Raw genomic sequence first — 17289 nt, forward strand, 5'->3', positions numbered from 1 at the left:
TCGCGCCGCCTACCGCCCAGCCGCGGTAATACGTCACGCGTCACGCACCACGATCGCGCGCCCGCGCTTGCGCCGACTACCGCCCGGCTGCGGTAATACGTCACGCGTGACGCGTCGCGTGGCACTGCCTCACCGCCCACGCGCCCCCGGCCGCCGTCCTCCCGCCGCGCTGGCTTTCGGAGTGTCGTCGCAGGTGAGGGGCGCTCACTGTCGGACCCTGCGCGTAGGGTATCCCCGGGGGGCCCGGAATTCGGATGTCACACCCGCGTGGTAAGTCGCGGCGAGGGCGGTTTGCGAACCCGTATCCTGGCGTGCGGCCCGCCGACTTCCGGCGGCGGAGAGCTTGAGGATTTGAGGACGATGATCGTCACCGTTGCAGACGTCGCAGCCGGAGGCCACTGCGTGGCCCGCGTGGACGGCGAGGTCTACTTCGTGCGCCACGCCCTGCCCGGCGAGACCGTCCGCATCGAGATCAAGGAGCGCAAGAAGCGCTTCGCGTTCGCCGACGCCGTCGAAGTCATCGAGGCTTCGCCCGACCGCGTCGAACCCCCCTGCCCCTACGCCGGGCCCGGCAAGTGCGGCGGCTGCGACTTCCAGCACGCCGCCCCCGCCGCCCAGCGCCGCCTCAAGGCCCGCGTCCTCACCGACCAGCTCACCCGCATCGGCGGCGTCGACCCCGCCCGGCTCGAAGGCGTCGAAGTCGAAGAGCTCCCCTGGGACGAGGGCGCGCTCGGCTGGCGCACCCGCATGCAGTACGCCGTCGACGACGCCGGCCGCCCCGGCCTGCGCGTCCACAAGTCCCACGACCTCGTGCACATCGACGAGTGCGCCATCGCCACCGAGCGCATCCGCGAGTCCGACATCCTCGCCAAGACCTGGGACGGCATGGGCGCGGTCGGCGTCGTCGACTCCCACGACGACGAGCTCGCCGTCTACACCCAGCTGCGCCGCACCGCCCGCCCCCACCACAAGAGCGGCCCCAAACTCGTGCACCAGAAGGTGGGCGACAACGAGTTCGAGCTCGGCTTCGACGGCTTCTGGCAGGTCCACCCCGCCGCCGCCCCCGCCTTCCTCGCCTGCGCCCTCGAGTTCCTGAACCCGCAGGAAGGCGAGTCCGCGTGGGACCTCTACGCCGGGGCCGGGCTGTTCGCCTCCGGGCTCGCCGAAGCCGTCGGCGACACCGGACGCGTTGTGGCCGTTGAGAACGCGCCGTCCTCCCGCACCGCCGCGAACCTCTCCTCCTGGAAGAACGCCGGTGCGATCGAAGGCGACGTCGCCCACATCGCCCCCGACCTCGGCTCCGTCGACCTCGTCGTCCTCGACCCGCCCCGCAGCGGCGCGGGCCCCGAGGTCGTCGTCGCCCTCGGCGAGGCGCGCCCCCGCGCGATCTGCTACATCGCCTGCGACGCAGGCGCTCTGGCCCGCGACGCGAAGGACCTCGCGATCGAGGGCTACGAGCTCACCCGCATCCGCGCCTTCGACGCGTTCCCCATGACGCAGCACTTCGAGACGATCGCCCTGTTCGAACTCGTCGACTACTGACCGGGGGCCGCGCCGCCGGGCGCTTTGCGATAACTTGACTACCGCCACTGACCGCAGCCTCGGAGCCGATCGATGACCAACCCCCCCTACGCAACCGGGCCCGCGAGCGAGCCGAATCCCCAACAGACCGGCCCCGCCTCGCCGTCCTTCGAGTACCGTCCGCACGACCCGTACGGGACCTTCCAGCCCGGGGAGCCCGCCGGGCCGGTCCTCCCGCCCGCGCCCACCTTCGCGCAGCGCTGGGGCTTCGTGCCCATGGAAGGCCGCCTCAGCCAGGTCACGTGGATGCTCCGGCTGCTCTGGGCCTACCTCGCCGCCGGCGTGGTGCTCATGAGCATCTCGCTGTCGATCTCGGTCGCGATCGCCTCGTTCTTCAACTCGGGCGTCGGGCTCGTGCTCAACATCCTGTCGAGCCTGCTCGTCGCCGCCGTCGCGCTCGTCCTCATCTGGGGGATCGCCAGGGAACGCCTGGGCCGCTTCGGGTTCCAGGACCCGAAGACCGGACTCTACATCGGACTCGGCTTCCTCGGCCTGGTCTCCCTGTGCGGTTTCATCGGCGCGTTCAAGGTCCCGTTCGCGATCGTGCAGCTCGTCGCCGTCCTCGGCGTCCTCGGCCTGCTCTACACCAAGCCCGTAGGCAACTGGCTGCGCGACACGCCCGGGAACCAGTCGGCCAAGGCCCCCGAGCAGCGCCCGGCCGCCGACGACCAGCTCTTCCCCGGCTACCAGCCGCCGCCTCCCCAGTGGAGGGACGCCGCCCCGCGGCCGAACGCCGCGCCGCCGAACCAGCCCGGCCCGTACACCCCGCCGGTCCAGCAGCCGCCCGCCCCCGGTTCCTCAGCGTCGCAAGGCTGGCCGCAGCCGCCCCAGTAGCCGACGGCCGCAGCCGGTCGTCCGCCAAGCGGCGGACGACTCCGCAACCGATACACGGGATCGGCCCGTCAGCCGAGCGCGAGCCAGGTGCGGTTCCGCGACGGTGAACGCGTCGCTCCCTTCCGGGGCCGGACCGCTCAGTCGCAGCCGCACCCGCAGCAGTCGCCGTCGCAAGGGCAGCAGTCGCAGCAGTCGCAGTCGCGGCAGCAGCCCTCGCGGCGCCTGCGCGACCACGGACCCTCGTACTCCTCGCGGCAGCACATCTGGCACGTGCAGCACAGCACCGTGAACGCGCACAGGCCCGCCAGGAACCCGCGCGGCTCCGGCCGGTGGTACCGGTAGTCGTCCTCGTAGCGGCTGCGCCGCTCGCGGCGGTGGTCCCTGCGGTAGTCCCGGCGCTCCCGGTAGCCGCGGCGCTCCGCGACCGGGGCCCCGTGCGTCGAGCACGACGACCCGAACGTCTTCGAGAAGGCATGGCGCGCATACCGGTCCAGCAGCAGGCCCACCATCGACGCGTCGACGATCACCGCCGAGTCCAAGGCGCGCTTCATGTCCGCCAGAGCGGCCTTCGCCAGCGCCCGCGCGTCCTCGATGCCGGAGCCGGTGGCGGCCAGCGGGTTCCACGCGCCGCGCGCGGCGTCGTCCTCGAAGTCGTCGGCGGCGTCGAGCAGGTGCGCGAGCCGTCCGAACGCGGCTCCGGCGGTCCGGAAGGCCTCGGTGTTCTCGGGCCTGCCGCCGATGAGCGCCGCGTGGGCGAACAGCTCGGCGGTGGCGGCCTCGGTCGGGGCGGTGACGGACGTGAGCGGCGTGCCGTGGACGGCGGCCGCTTCGACGCCGCGCTGGCCTTCGATGTGGGCGAAGAGCGGCGCGGTGTCGAGGTCGATGGAGTCGCCGATGGCGACGGCCTTGGCGCGCAGGCGGTCCGCGGTGAGCCCGGCGATGCCGCGCGCGCCGGGCTTGGCGGCGAAGCCGTCCCCGTCTTCGACGTGGTCGCGGATCTTCGCGGAGGCGAGCACGAGCGAGGCGGTGGCGGCGAGGCGGGGGCCGCTGCCGTAGGCGACGGTCTGGCGGCGCATGCCGCGGAGGGCGCAGGGGCCGGCGTTGCGGCTGTCGGCGGCGTCGCCCTGCTGGGCTTCGACGAGGACGGAGAGCGCGAGGGCGTCGTAGTTGGTGGTGAGCCGGGCGAACTGGCCCGCGTCGTCGCGCAGTTCCAGGCACAGGCCGCAGAAATGCCCCATCCAGCGGGGTTTGAGGTCGTCGGGGGTGCGGGAGGGGCAGGGCGCGAGCATGCCGAACAAGTGGTCTCCTAGCTCTCGACGGCGGGCCGGGGGCCGAATGCCGCGGCCTGCCGTTGGGGGCGTGTCTCCGCAGATGGTAGTGGTGGAGCGCCACGGCGTGGGTACGAGGCTGGAGGTCCTTGGGACGCAACGCGACCGCCGAGCGCGGGTCGGCGGTCGCGTCTGGGAGGCGTGCAGGGTCTCGGGGCGCTCAGCGAGGGGGGCGGCCCGCAAAGCGCACCAACATATTAGCACATACGCATGAATCCGGGCGGGTTTTCGCGCGCGGGGAGCACGCGCGCGCCCGGCGGTCCGCCGCCGGGCGCGTCACGTTCGTGCGGGTCTCGGCTCAGCCGAGCGGTTTGAGGTCGCCGGGCATCTCGTCCCAGGTGAGGCGCACGTGGGCGAGCGTCCCGAACCCGAGGGTGTCGAACCCGCCCGAGGTCGTGCCGTAGTCCCCGCCGCCGCCTTCGGGGCTGTTGGTCCCCGCGAGGGCGCCGACGTTCGGCATCGCGTAGCCCCGGCGCGAGGTGTAGTGGTGGAAGACCATCTCCCACACCGGTCTGGCCTGGCCGCGTCCGCCCGAGCCCATGACGGTCTGCTCGCTGTACGCGCAGTTCTGCCCGGTGCCCCAGGTGTACTTGGTGAACGGCAGGTCGTCGTGCCCGGAGTTGTAGCGCGCCACGTACTCGGCGGCTTTGGCGAAGGCGTTGTCGTTGGCGCCGTATAGGTCGACGCCCTGGTTCCAGGCCATCTCCATGATGGTCGACATGAGTCCGATCCCCATGATCGAGTGGCCCTGGTCGCGGCCGGACTCCTGCCACTGGGCGAGGCCGCCGTCGTAGACGAACGGGATGGCGTTGCCGATGGAGCCGTTGCCCTCGCCGTTCCAGAAGTAGTCGATCGCCTGGTCGGTGATGGCCTGGTCGTCGCAGATGAGGCCGATGGCGAGCTTGCTCGCCATGTTGCAGAGGTCCCAGTTGGCCCAGTAGTTGGTGATGCACGCGTCGTTGTGGTTGGTGAGGAACGATTCGTTCATCGGCAGGAAGATGCTCGTCATCATGTCCTGGAAGCCGCCGAGGTCGAAGCCCGGGGCGTCGCGGACGATGTCGGCGGCGCAGCAGAACTGGTAGCCGTAGATACCGGCGGCCAGGAAGCGGTCGGCGTTGCCGTTGACGGCCTCCAGTGTGGAGGACCAGGCGTTGAGGATCTCCACGGCCTTGTCGCGGTGCGCGGTGGTGCCGGAGACCTTCCAGCGCAGCGCGTTCTGGTAGGCGGCGTGGATGTCGTTGTACAGCTGCGGGTAGTTCTGCCCGTCGCCGCCGCGGATGATCACGGCGGTGGGCCGCGCGGCCCACGTGGACTGGGAGTGGCTGTTGGCGGTGAGCTTGTTCCAGCCCGCGACCCACGGTTCGAGCCCGGCGTCGACTTTGGCCTTCATGCGGTCGAAGTCGGCCTGTGTGTGGAGGAGGCCGGGGTGGGAGGCCTGGGCGGCGACGTCGTCCGCGCCGTCCTGTGCCGCCGCGATGCCGAGCCCGCCCGCTCCGGCGGCCGCGAGGCCGCCCGCGGTGATCGCGCCGGTGATGAACCTGCGCCGCTTGAGGTTCGGGCCCTGCTTCTTCGGTTCGATGATGTTGTCCTCAGTAGACATGGTGCTCCTATGCGCCATGCGGTGTGCGATGCCGGGGAATGCCACCGCGGATTTCGGCGGGCGGTGCCGGGGAGGCCGCCGCCGTCGGCCAGTCTAAAGGCCGCATAAACAATCTTCAAGATCAAACGACATATTTCCAGAGTTTCCGACGTAATCGGACAATCGCATTGTGTTGCAACACAAGGGACGGCGGCGAGCCCTCCGCTCCCCGCCGTCCGCTTCGCTATGCGACCCGCTTGAGGTTCCAGCGCTGCTGGACGGCCCCGGTGTCGGTCCACTGGATCGCTCCGCCGCCGTTCGCCTCGAGGTTGGCGCTGTCGAGGGCCTTGCCCGAGTGCTGGCACACGAGCTTGACTGCTCCGCCGCCGACGTCGGTGATGCGCCAGCGCTGCGCCGCCACGCCGTTGTCGGTCCACTGGACGACCTTGCCCCCCTCGGTGGTCACCGAGAAGTTGTCGAGGGCCTTGCCCGACTGGAGGTTCACGAGCTTGTGGTAGCCGCCGCCGACGTCCGTGATGCGCCAGCGCTGCGGGTTCCCGCCGTTGTCGGCCCACGTGATTGCCTGGGCGCCTTCGGTGGTGACGTTGCCGTTGTCGAGCACCAGCCCCAGCCGCTCGGCCATGAGCGTGTAGACGCCGCCCGAGACGACCGCGGGCGTCGACCGGGTGTGCGCGAGGGTGCCGAACCCGAGCGTGTCGAACCCGCCCGAGGTCGTGCCGTAATCCCCGCCGCCGCCTTCGGCGCGCACGAGGGCCGCCATGCGGGCGACGTTCGGCATCCGCAGGCCGCGCCGCACGGAGTAGTGGTTGTAGACCATCTCCCACACCGGGCGCAGCTGGCCGCGCCCACCCGAGCCCATGACGGTGTGCTCCCGGTAGTCGCAGTTGACGCCGGTGCCCCACGTGTACTTGGTGAACGGGAGGTCGTCGTAGCCGAGGTTGTAGCGCGCCACGTACTCGGCGGCCTTGCCGAACGCGAGGTCGCGCGCGGAGTACAGGTCGATGCCCTGGTTCCAGGCCATCTCCATGAAGCTCGACATCATGCCGATGCCCATGATCGAGTGCCCCTGGTCGCGGCCCGACTCCTGCCACTGCGCGAGGAATCCGCTGTGGACGAACGGGATGGCGTTCTCGATCGAGCCGTTGCCCTCGCCGTTCCAGAAGTAGTCGACCGCGGCGTTGATGATCGCGGAGTCGTCGCAGATGATGCCGATGGCGAGCTTGCTCGCCATGTTGCACAGGTCCCAGTTCGCCCAGTAGTTGGTGATGCAGGCGCCGTTGTGGTTGGTGAGGAAGTGGTCGTTCATCGGCAGGAAGATGCTGGTCATCATGTCCTGGAACGCGCCGAGGTCGAAGCCGGGCGCGCCGCGCACGAGGTCGGCGGCGCAGCAGAACTGGTAGCCGTAGATCCCGGCCGCGAGGAACCGGTCGGCGTTGCCGCCCACCGACTCCAGTGTGGATGACCAGGCGTTGAGGATCTCGACGGCCTTGTCCCGGTAGGCGGTGTTCCCGGAGACCTTCCAGCGCAGGGCGCACTGGTAGGCGGCGTGGATGTCGTTGTAGAGCTGCGGGTAGTTTTGGCCGTCGCCGCCGCGGATGATGGTCGCGGTCGGCCGCGCGGCCCAGGTGGTCTGGGCGTGGCCGTTGGCGATGAGCCGCTCCCAGCCGCTGCGCCACGGCTCCTGGTTGGCGCTCACCTTCGCGTACATGCGGTCGATGTCGGCCTGGGTGTGCAGCATGCCGGGGTGGACGGCGAGGGCGCCGACGTCTTGGGCCTGGACGGCTGGGACGGCGCCGAAAGCGGCGAGGCCGCCCAGTGCGGCCGCGCCCTGGAAGAGGCGCCGGCGGGGGAGTGCGGCTGTCTTGCTATGGGTGCTGGACATGGTGCTCCAATGCGCCATGCGGTGCGCGATGCCGGGGAATGCCACCGCTACCTGTGGCCACCTGTTTGGAAAACGAGGTGACATGTGACATTCTAATCGATACATCAACAGATATCAATACTAATGAACAAGGAAGGGTGCGGGACCGCGGCCCGATCCCGCACCGAACGGCCGCCGCCTGTGGGAACGGCGGCCGGGACTAGAGGGTGTTCACGAACCCCTAGGCGACCAGCTCCGAGAACTCGTTCTCCGCCAGCCAGGCCGTCACGCCCGCCTGCACGTCGCCGCCGTGCTCGGAGAACACCGTGTTCTCCAGGCCTGCCAGCTGCTCGTCGCTCATCGCGAACGTGCCCAGCGCCGCCGCGACATCGGCGAACTCCTCGCTGAAGCCCAGGCGCGCCAACGTGTTGATCGTCTCGGCCTCGCCCAGCGTCACCTCCGGGTCGGCCAGGTTCTTCAGGTCGTACTTCGCGTACGCCCAGTGCGGCTGCCACAGCGTCACCACGATCGGCTCCTCGGCCGCGATCGCGCTGTCGAGCTCGGTCAGCATCGCCGTCGTCGACGAGGTCTCCAGCGTCAGGTCCGTGATGCCGTACGTCGGGATCGCGCTGTTCTGCACGGCCTCCGTCAGGCCCGCGCTGGCCTCGATGCCGACGATCCGGCCGCCGAAGAGCGCGGCGTTCGCGTTGAGGTCCGCGAGCGAGTCGACGTCTACATAAGACGGCACGGCGACGGTGAGCGCCGCGTTCTCGTTCCACGTGCCCAGCTGCTCGAGCTGGTCGCCGTAGGTGTCCATGTACGTCTGGTGCGTGATCGGCAGCCAGCCGTCGAGGAACACGTCCAGGTCGCCCGAGGACAGACCCTCGAACAGCGGCCCGACCTCGGTGAACTCCTGGGCGGTCACGGTGTACCCCGAGGCCGTGAGCGCCTGGCGCCACAGCTCGGTGGCGACGACCGCCTCGTCCCAGTTGATGTACCCGATCTTGATCTCGCCCTCGCCCTTCGGCAGGCCGAAGTCGACGCCTTCGGCCGACGCCTCGCCCGGCTCTTCCTCGACCGAGCATCCGGCGAGCACCAGCGGGGTCACGGCGCCGGTGGCGATGGCGCCCTTCATGATCGAACGTCGTTGCATGATTCCTTCTCTCCGGCGCGGGGGCGTGCGCCTCGGGTGTGCGGGGTGTTCGGCTTCAGCGGGCGAGCTTCGCGGCCCGCGCGACGGGGGTGCGGTCGGACAGGCCCTGCGTCACGCGGTCGAGCAGGATCGCGAGGAGGACGACGGCCAGTCCGGCGTTGAACCCGGCGGCGATGTCCAAGCGGCCCAGGGACCCGGAGATGACCGAGCCGAGGCCGCCGCCTCCGACGAGGCCCGCGATGACCACCATGGACAGTGCGAGCATGATGACCTGGTTGAGCCCGGCCATGATCGTCGGCAGCGCGAGCGGCAGTTTGATGCGCGCGAGGATCCGCGCGGGCGAGGCCCCGAAGGCCTGCCCGGCTTCGACGACCTCGGGGTCCACCTGGCGCAGGCCGAGTTCGGTGAGGCGCACGCCCGGCGGCATCGCGAAGATGATCGTCGCGATGATGCCCGGGACCACGCCGACGCTGAACAGCATCACGACCGGGATGAGGTACACGAACGCCGGGAGCGTCTGCATGAAGTCCAGGACCGGCCGCGCCACGGCCGAGAACGCCTTGCTCTCGGCGGCGGCGACGCCCAGCGGGATCGCCAGGAGGATCGCGATCACCGCCGAGACGAGGACCATCGACAGGGTCTGCATCGTCTGCTCCCAGTACGGGGTCCACGCGACGACGAACATGCCCAGGCCGATGCCGACGCCGAGCTTCCAGCCCTTCGCGGCCCACGCGGCGGCGGCGAACAGCAGCACCATGACTCCCGAAGGGAGCCAGAGCAGTCCGTCGGCGAGGTGCAGGTAGAGGAACTCCAGGCCGGTGTCGATCGCGTCGAACCCGGCGGACCAGGCGTCCCTCGCCCAGCGGATGAACGTCTCCATCCAGTCGCCGAACGGCATGTCGGGCAGGGGCTTCCAGATGTAGGTCCAGAACCAGTTGCGGAGGTACTCGATCATGACGCGGCGACCTCCCTGCCCGGGGCCGCGGCTTCGGGCGCGGCGGTCGCGGTCGCGGCGTCCGGCGCGGCCTCGGCGGCGGGCTCGTTCGCGAGGGTCTCCAGGATCGCCCGGGGCGTGACCGCGCCGAGCCGGTCGGACTGCTCGTCGACGACCAGGACCGGCCGGTCGGAGTTGAGGACCGACTCGTACAGCTCGTTGACGGGCACGTCCGGTGCGACGGTGTCGAACTGGGTGACGTCGCGGTCGGCCGCGGCGAGCTCGTCGGGGGTGAGCACGGTGCGGCACGGGACCATGACGGCCTCGGCGGTGAGCACGCGCGTGCGGTCGACGTCGGCGGTGAACTCCGCGACGTACTCGTCGGCCGGGCGCAGCAGGAGGTCCTCGGCGGTGCCCAGCTGCTTCACCTCGCCGTCGCAGACGGCGATCCGGTCGCCGATCCGCATGGCCTCGTTCAGGTCGTGCGTGATGAACACGATGGTCTTGCCCAGCTTGGACTGCAGGTCGAGCAGCTGGTCCTGCATCTCCTGGCGGATGAGCGGGTCCAGGGCGCTGAACGCCTCGTCCATGAGCAGGATCTCGGTGTCGGCCGCGAGCGCGCGGGCGAGGCCGACGCGCTGCTTCATGCCGCCCGAGAGCTGGGCGGGGAGCTTGTCCTCGTGGCCGGACAGGCCCACGAGCTCGACGGCCTCCCTCGCGCGCTCCAGCCGCTCGGCCTTCTTGAGGCCCTTGATCTCCAGGCCGAACGCGACGTTCTCGACGACGCTGCGGTGCGGCAGCAGCGCGAAGTGCTGGAAGACCATGCTGATCTTCTCGCGGCGGAGCCTGCGCAGCTCGCGCTTGGACAGCGAGCCGAGCTCGACGCCGTCGATGCGGATCGTCCCGGAGGTGGGCTTGATGAGCCCGTTGAGCATCCGGATGAGCGTGGACTTGCCGGAGCCGGAGAGGCCCATGACGACGAAGATCTCGCCGGGCTCGATCGACCAGTTGTGGTCGATGACGGCGGCGGTCACGTTCTTGAGCCGGTCGCGCGGGGTGCCGCTCTTCAGCTGGGCGACGGCGCTTCGGGCGCCTTTGCCGAAGACCTTGTACAGGGAATCAACTGCTATCGCTGACATCTCGTCCTTTCGAGCAGCAGGGGGTTCCGGTTGGGGGCGGGAACCGGAGAAACACTAGTCAACACCTGTGTTTTTTCAACCCGAGCAGCGCGTGATAAGACCGACACGAGCCGTTGGCGCGCGATATTTCCGCAGCTCAACGCCTCGATAAAGGATGTCAAATGAAGGCTGGTTTGATTGTCGACAATCCGACGTTCTGAAGAATTGACGCCGTCAGGAGACCAAGTCGAGGCCTATTCGTGACCGTTCGACGAAGGTCGCGCTCGGAGCCGGGCCGCCTTCGCCCGCGCCGACACGACCGCGAGGTCCTCGTCGCTCAGCCCCAGCGCCCGCGCCTTCTCGTACTCGCCCGCGATGTCGGTGCCCATCCGCATCGGCGAGTCCGTGCCCAGCACGACCGCCATGCCCGCCTCCATGAACCGGGGCAGCGGGTGGTCCTCCAGCTTCGCGACCATGCCCAGCACCACCGCCGACGTCAGGCACACCTCCACGGTCACACCGCGATCGGCCAGCAGCCGCATGATCCCCGGGTCGCTCGCCGCACCCACGGCGTGCCCGATCCGCCCGATCTGCTCGATCTCCGCCAGCGACGCCAGGTTCGAGGCGTTGAACGCCCCCGCCGGGACCGTGACGCCCAGCCCGGCCGCGCCCGCCGCCTCCGCCACGATCCGGCCGCGCGTCCAGTCCGCCTCGGCCGCATAGGGGACGTAGATGATCTCGATACCCGCCAGGCCCGCCGCCGCCGCGTCTCCGAACGCGTCGCACAGCTCCCGCAGCATCGGGTCCCACAGGTTCATGCTCAGCACCGCGCCCGCGCTGAACCCCGGGTACGCCTCCGCGACCCGCTCGCACGCGGCCGAGAACCGCTCCATGAACTGCGGGTACACCACCGACTCCTGGGGCAGGCGCAGCTCGGTGTAGACCGCGCCGCCGCGCGCGGCCGCGATGAGCGCGTCCTCCAGGATGCCCTCGTAGACCTCCGGGTCCACCGCGTCGAGGTCGAACCGCGGGACGGCCGACATGCGCTGGAGCCGCGCCAGCCCGGGAGGGGCCGCGGCCTGCACGCTGTCGCGCCGGTCGGCCCAGTCCACCGGGGAGGAGCTCAACACCTGGTCGAGGCGCGCGGGCCATTCCGTGTTCTGGTGCAGGTCGATGAGGTCCATGTTGGGATGATCACATTTCGATCACGACCCGGCCCGGCTTTCGCACGGCGTGTCCCTTTCGGGGAGTGACTGCTTTCCGACAGTCAGGCCTGCGTGGCGACGACGGCCTCCGGCCGGGTCCCCCTTCCGGATGAACTTCCAGTGCGCGGGCCCCGATCCGAACACCGCCTGCCTGCGTCACCCCCGCACGCGCGAACGGTGACCCCGCTTCCCTCCCCTTGACGCGCAGATCACGCCTGGCGCACGCCCATGAGACACGTCCCAGCCGCGCTCGCGCAGCTACCGCCCGCACGGCCTCACCGATAGACTTCCCCCTTATGAACCCGCACGACGAACCCGAGATGGGCCCGCTGCTGTCCGGCATCGGCAGGCTGGCCGATTTCAAGTCGCTGGACGAGGAGGAGCTCCCCCGGCTCGCCGAGGAGATCCGCGAATTCCTCGTCGGCGCCGTCGCCAGGACCGGCGGCCACATCGGCCCCAACCTCGGCGTCGTCGAGCTGACCATGGCGATCCACCGGGTCTTCGACTCCCCGCACGACCAGATCGTCTACGACACCGGCCACCAGTCGTACGTCCACAAGGCACTGACCGGCCGGGCCGGTCAGTTCGGCGGCCTGCGCGGGCGCGGCGGCCTCACCGGCTACCCGAGCCAGGCCGAGTCGCCGCACGACCTCGTCGAGAACTCGCACGCCTCCACGTCCCTCTCGTACGCCGACGGCCTCGCGAAGGCCCACGCGCTCAGCGGGTCCGACCGGCACGTCGTGGCCCTCGTCGGCGACGGCGCGCTCACCGGCGGCATGTGCTGGGAGGCGCTCAACAACATCGCCGCCCGCGACGACCTCAAGCTCGTCATCGTCGTCAACGACAACGGCCGCTCGTACGCGCCCACCGTCGGCGGCCTCGCCAAGCGCCTCTCGGGCCTGCGCCTCAACCCCGGCTACGAGCCCGCGCTCAAGCGGATCCAGGAGCTCGTCGAACGCATCCCCGTGTTCGGCCGCGCCGCCTACCAGGGCCTCCACGCCGCCAAGACCGGCCTCAAGGACGCCCTCGCCCCGCAGGGCATGTTCTCCGACCTCGGCATCAAGTACGTCGGTCCCGTCGACGGCCACGACATCGCCGAGCTCAGCGAGGCCCTCGACCGCGCCAAGCGCTTCGGCGGGCCCGTGATCGTCCACGCCCTCACCGAGAAGGGCCACGGCTGGGCCCCCGCCCGCGCCGACGAGGCCGAGCAGATGCACGCGCCGTCGGCCGCGTTCGACCCGATCACCGGCGAACCGCTGAGCGCCTCCAAGCGCCGCTGGACCGGCGTGTTCGCCGACGAGCTCGTGGCGCAGGCGAACCTGCGCCCCGAGGTCGTGGCGATCACCGCCGCGATGCCCGGACCCACCGGCGTCGACAAGCTCATGAAGCGCCACCCCGAGCGCGTCTTCGACGTCGGCATCGCCGAGCAGCACGCGGTCACCTCCGCCGCGGGCCTGGCGATGAACGGCATGCACCCGGTCGTGGCCGTCTACTCCACGTTCATGAACCGCGCGTTCGACCAGACCGTGCTCGACGTCGCCATGCACCGGCTGCCGGTGACGTTCGTGCTCGACCGCGCCGGGATCACCGGCCCCGACGGGCCGAGCCACTACGGCATCTGGGACACCTCGATCTTCCGCGTCGTCCCCGGCCTGCGCATCGCCGCGCCGCGCGACGCCGCCTCGCTGCGCGAGGAGTTCGCCGAGGCGCTCTCGGTCGACGACGGCCCGACGATGCTGCGCTTCCCCACGGGCGCGATCCCCGAGGCCGACATCGAGGCGGTCGAGGTCCACGAAGGACTCGACGTGCTCGTCAAGCACGAGGACGACGAACTGCTCATCGTCGCCTGCGGCTCCTTCGCCGCGATCGCCGTCGAGGTCGCCGGACTCCTTGCGGCGCAGGGCATCCGCGCCACCGTCGTCGACCCGCGCTGGATCTCGCCGGTCCCCGACGCACTCGTCAAGCTCGCGGGCCAGTACCCGCTGGTCGCGACGCTCGAAGACGGCATCCGCACCGGCGGGTTCGGCGACGCGCTCGCGCAGTCCCTGCGCGACTCCGGCGACGAGACCCCGCTCGTCGACTTCGCCGTCGAACGCGGCTGGCACCCGCACGGCACCCGTGCCCAGCTCCTGGCCGACCTCGGCCTCACGCCGGACGCGATCGCCGACCGCCTCGCCGCCGAAGTCCACCGCCGCGGCGAAGACGAAGGCCACCACCACCACTGAACGCAACGAAGGCGCGGCCGGTCCGAGAGGACCGGCCGCGCCTTCGTTGCGTATGAAGATGCCTTCAGCTTAAGAGAAACGGGCTTCCATCGCGAAGCGCGCTGTCACGAGCGCGGCGGTCTCCACAGTGCCGATCGAATCCCGCAACGTGCTTGAGGGAACCGACTGGTGGATCGTCCAGACGATGAACCCGGGTGACGGAGTGAGACTGTGCAGCTGATCCGATGCGGAGAGGTTGCCGACCATGCCCGTCAGGCCGTACATGCAGACCGTGACCCAGCCGGATGTCCGGTTGGCGGCTGACGACGACAAGACCACGACGAGTGAATCGGGTTTGGCGGGGAGCCTGTAGACCTGTCCCGGCTCGTGGCTCACTGGTCGTTCCCCAGCTCGCGATCGGTGGCGGCGGAACCCCAGGCGAAGAACGCGTCGATCTCCGACTGCGGTAGCGCCGCGACGACCGCATTCGCGGCCTCTTCGACCTCACGGAGATAGTTCGCCTTGACCGCTCTCTCGATGTAGGCGCTGGCATTGCCGGACTTCGCGGCGATCTGCCAGACCTCGTCACTGATGTTGATATTGTGCCTCGCCATACACACGATCATACATCCCTTCGTGTGCGGGAGCGCGACGGAAGGGACGGCGCGGCCGGTCCTCTCGGACCGGCCGCGCCTCTTTCGTTGTCAGCGCATGGCCTTCAGGCCCTCGCGGAGGCGGCGGAGGTCGCGGCGGCGGCGTTCGAAGGTCGCGCCGATGACCAGGAGGATCGCGCCGCCGATGGCGGGCGGGACCCAGGTCGGGATGTGGCCGCGCAGGAGCAGCAGCTCGTTCACGACCAGGACCGCCAGCGCGATCGAGCCGAGCACGAGCGGCGCCTGCCAGCGGCGGGCGAGACCGGCGACGATCACCGCGATCGCGGCGGCGCCGACGCCGACGCGGCGGAACTCGTTCCCGTCGTCGATCGCCAGCAGCAGGCTGGGCGCCAGGCCGATGAGGATCGGCAGCGCGAGCGTCGACCATGACCCGGTGTCCGGGTGGCGCTCGAGCCGCCACAGTCCGATGAGGAACAGCACGGCGGCGGGCGGCGCGGTGTAGAACTCCAGCGTGCTGACGTCGAGCGCGGCCAGCAGCGACCACCAGCCGAGCGAACCCGTGCACAGCGCCGCGATCACATACCCCCACTTGCGGACCGGGGCCATGATCGCCGCCCCGGCGAGCGCGAGCGCGTAGACGCCGAACTGCAGGGCCGGGACCAGGTCGGTGGCGTCGTCGTCGTACGTCCAGTCGAAGAAGTCGATGAGGAGGCCGGCCGCGGCGGTGGTGCCGCCGAGGACGTGGGCGAGGACGGCCGCGAGCACCCGGTCGGGGCGGCTGCGGCGCGGCGCGCCCACGGCGATGACGAGCATCGCGGCGGCGGTCACGGTGAGCCACAGGCGGATCCAGGCGTCGTCGAGGTCGAGCGACGTGCTGACGTCGGCGGCCGCCCCGGCGAGCGGGGCCCAGACGGCGAGCGCGACCCAGCCGGTGCAGCGTCCGGCGAGCGTCCTGGAGAACAGGGCGGCGGCGAGGCCGATCGCGGCGCAGACGAGGAGGGCGACCGTGGGGACCGCGTCGAAGCGGGCCGGGTTCTGGTCCCACCAGAGGATCGCGCCGGATGCGACGGCGAACGTGACGGCGAGCGCCGCGCCGTCGACGCGGAACCGCTTCGGCAGAAGCACCGAGGCGACTGCGAAGGCCACCAGGACGATCGGCACTTCCGCGCTGTAGAGGGTCCAGCCGATGTCGTTGCCCCAGAACAGGTACCCGAGGCCGCCGAGGGCGACGAGCGAGGCGATCATGGCGGTGCCGGTGCCGACCGCGTAGGACGCGGTGCGGAAGGCGCTGCCGAGCGGGTCGGCGAGGACTGGCGCGAGGAGGCGGGCGGCGAGGAACGCCGTGAAGTAGGCGGCCAGGTCGGGCGCGTCGAAGGCGACGATCGCGAACGCGGCGAGCCCGCACAGCCCGGCGATGACGGCCGAGGCGAACGCCCAGGCGCTCTTGCGGGGGCGGGTGACCAGGAGCGGGAGGAACCCCGCGCAGAGCAGGGCCAGCGAGGGGATGACGAGCTCGGGCGAGCCCGACCGGACCGCGAGGACCCACGCGCACAGCACGAGCGAACCGGCGGCGGACCCGGCGATGAGCATGGTGTTGAGGGTGACGCCGAGGCGCTGGGCGAAGTGGACGCCGATGAGGTTGGCGGCGGCCAGGACCGCGACGGCGGCGGCGATCGACGGGACTACCGGGTCCTCGACGCCGAAGGCCGCGCGCAGGCCCGCCGAGCAGGCGGCGACGACGGCGGCACAGGTGAGGAACCGTCCGGCCCACTTGTCGGAGGTCGCGTACTGGCCGGGGCGCTTCCCGGTGATCCAGGCGGCCGCGCCGAGCGTCCCGGCGATGACGAGCATGAGGACGACGGCGGTGCCGATGCTTCCGGCTGCGGCGTAAGCGGATCCGATGACCGCGAGTGGCAGCATGACCCAGCTGGTCGCGGTGAGCCGCGCGAGCGCCCGGTAGGCGGCGAGCACGACGAGGACCCCCGCGGTCCACGCGCCCACGGCCTCGGGCCCGAACTCGGCGCTCGGCGGCCGGTACAGGTAGTACCCGGCGAGGGTCGTGCACCAGAGCGCGAGCGCGGCCAGGGCCGCGAAGGTCTCGGCGGTGGCCCACAGACGGAACCGCTTGAGCGCGAAGGGGATCGCCAGGAGCAGGAGGGTGACGCCGCCGAGGACGCCCGCGCGGCCGCCGTTGCCCATGTTGCGCCAGGCGACGGCGGTGAAGATGATGAGCGCGGCGGCGACGAGGAGCCCGCCGAGGCTGAGGAGCACGGTCTGGACGGTCTTGGAGCCGACTTCGCCGCGCTCGCGCGGCATCGCGAACGCGCCGCCGGGCGGCGTGTGCGGCGGTATCTCGGGGTACGGCGGGAGCGGAGGCATGACCGGCACCTGCGGGGCGCCGCCCGGGGGCGTGGTCGGCGCGGCGGGGGCGGCGTACGCCGGGACCTGCGGCGTGGGCGCGGAGCGGGCCTGGCCTTCGGCTTCGGCGAGGTAGCGGGCCGCCACCTCGGTGAGTCCCTTGAGGACGCTGACGCGCTCGGCCTCGACGGCCGCGCGGCTCTGGAGTGTCGCGGGCATCGTCGCCAGCACGGCGTCGAGCTCGCCGAGCCGCGCGAGCAGCGGCTCCGGTCCGCGACCGCACACCGGGCACCGCTCGATCGTGGAGGGGCTGCCGCACCGCGGGCAGTTGTACGTGTTCATGTGCACAGTGTGCTGGTCCTGTCAACTTCTGATTCGGGCAAATCGGACGCAGTTTGTAGGCCTGCTACAACGGGCATTGCATGCGGGCCCTGCTTCCGCCGTGAATTCTTTCAGGTTTCCTCTAATCGGTTCGGACCCGCGTGTGCTTGAATCTCCT

At 70.8% G+C, this 17289-nt stretch carries 13 protein-coding genes; 3 read left to right on the top strand and 10 right to left on the bottom strand.

Features of this window, described 5'->3' with window-relative positions; translation table 11 throughout:
- Positions 1–360 precede the first annotated feature (360 nt).
- Both ACGGCP_RS08630 and ACGGCP_RS08635 read left to right on the top strand, forming a co-directional pair.
- Positions 361–1542, top strand: coding sequence for a class I SAM-dependent RNA methyltransferase (locus ACGGCP_RS08630; protein WP_392963038.1), 1182 nt, complete (start codon positions 361–363; stop codon positions 1540–1542).
- Between the two features lie 72 nt (positions 1543–1614).
- On the top strand, positions 1615–2415 hold the full coding sequence (locus ACGGCP_RS08635) for a hypothetical protein (RefSeq protein ID WP_392963040.1): 801 nt from the start codon (positions 1615–1617) through the stop codon (positions 2413–2415).
- A 137-nt stretch (positions 2416–2552) separates the two neighbouring features.
- On the opposite strand, the gene ACGGCP_RS08640 is transcribed toward ACGGCP_RS08635, so the two are convergent.
- The 7 genes from ACGGCP_RS08640 to ACGGCP_RS08670 form a co-directional block, all read right to left on the bottom strand.
- On the bottom strand, positions 2553–3704 hold the full coding sequence (locus ACGGCP_RS08640) for a DUF5685 family protein (protein ID WP_392963585.1): 1152 nt from the start codon (positions 3702–3704) through the stop codon (positions 2553–2555).
- Positions 3705–4041: 337 nt separating this feature from the next.
- Positions 4042–5343, bottom strand: a complete 1302-nt coding sequence (locus ACGGCP_RS08645; RefSeq protein WP_392963043.1) for an alginate lyase family protein — start codon at positions 5341–5343, stop codon at positions 4042–4044.
- Positions 5344–5566: 223 nt separating this feature from the next.
- Positions 5567–7225, bottom strand: a complete 1659-nt coding sequence (locus ACGGCP_RS08650) for an RICIN domain-containing protein (RefSeq protein WP_392963045.1) — start codon at positions 7223–7225, stop codon at positions 5567–5569.
- Between the two features lie 220 nt (positions 7226–7445).
- Positions 7446–8357 carry a glycine betaine ABC transporter substrate-binding protein gene (locus tag ACGGCP_RS08655; RefSeq protein WP_392963047.1) on the bottom strand — a complete coding sequence of 304 codons (912 nt, stop codon included), beginning with the start codon at positions 8355–8357 and terminating at the stop codon, positions 7446–7448.
- Positions 8358–8412: 55 nt separating this feature from the next.
- On the bottom strand, positions 8413–9312 hold the full coding sequence (locus ACGGCP_RS08660) for an ABC transporter permease (protein WP_392963049.1): 900 nt from the start codon (positions 9310–9312) through the stop codon (positions 8413–8415).
- On the bottom strand, positions 9309–10430 hold the full coding sequence (locus tag ACGGCP_RS08665) for a glycine betaine/L-proline ABC transporter ATP-binding protein (RefSeq protein WP_392963051.1): 1122 nt from the start codon (positions 10428–10430) through the stop codon (positions 9309–9311). Before ACGGCP_RS08665 ends, ACGGCP_RS08660 begins: the two co-directional genes overlap by 4 nt.
- A gap of 233 nt (positions 10431–10663) precedes the next feature.
- Positions 10664–11593, bottom strand: a complete 930-nt coding sequence (locus ACGGCP_RS08670) for a hypothetical protein (protein ID WP_392963054.1) — start codon at positions 11591–11593, stop codon at positions 10664–10666.
- 317 nt (positions 11594–11910) lie between these two features.
- Here ACGGCP_RS08670 and dxs point away from each other — a divergent pair, with 317 nt between their 5' ends.
- Positions 11911–13839 carry a 1-deoxy-D-xylulose-5-phosphate synthase gene (gene dxs / locus ACGGCP_RS08675; protein ID WP_392963056.1) on the top strand — a complete coding sequence of 643 codons (1929 nt, stop codon included), beginning with the start codon at positions 11911–11913 and terminating at the stop codon, positions 13837–13839.
- 69 nt (positions 13840–13908) lie between these two features.
- Here the strand turns inward: dxs and ACGGCP_RS08680 are convergent, their stop codons facing one another.
- The 3 genes from ACGGCP_RS08680 to ACGGCP_RS08690 form a co-directional block, all read right to left on the bottom strand.
- Entirely contained in the window at positions 13909–14214 is a 306-nt protein-coding gene (locus ACGGCP_RS08680; protein WP_392963059.1) for a hypothetical protein, read from the bottom strand.
- Positions 14211–14432, bottom strand: coding sequence for a hypothetical protein (locus ACGGCP_RS08685; RefSeq protein WP_392963061.1), 222 nt, complete (start codon positions 14430–14432; stop codon positions 14211–14213). The genes ACGGCP_RS08680 and ACGGCP_RS08685 overlap by 4 nt, the downstream gene beginning before the upstream one ends.
- A 90-nt stretch (positions 14433–14522) precedes the next feature.
- Complete coding sequence (locus ACGGCP_RS08690; protein WP_392963063.1) at positions 14523–17132, bottom strand: SCO7613 C-terminal domain-containing membrane protein; 2610 nt, start codon at positions 17130–17132, stop codon at positions 14523–14525.
- Between the last annotated feature and the right edge of the window lie 157 nt (positions 17133–17289).

It is taken from the genome of Glycomyces sp. NPDC048151 (assembly GCF_043202775.1).
Lineage (GTDB): Bacteria > Actinomycetota > Actinomycetes > Mycobacteriales > Micromonosporaceae > Glycomyces.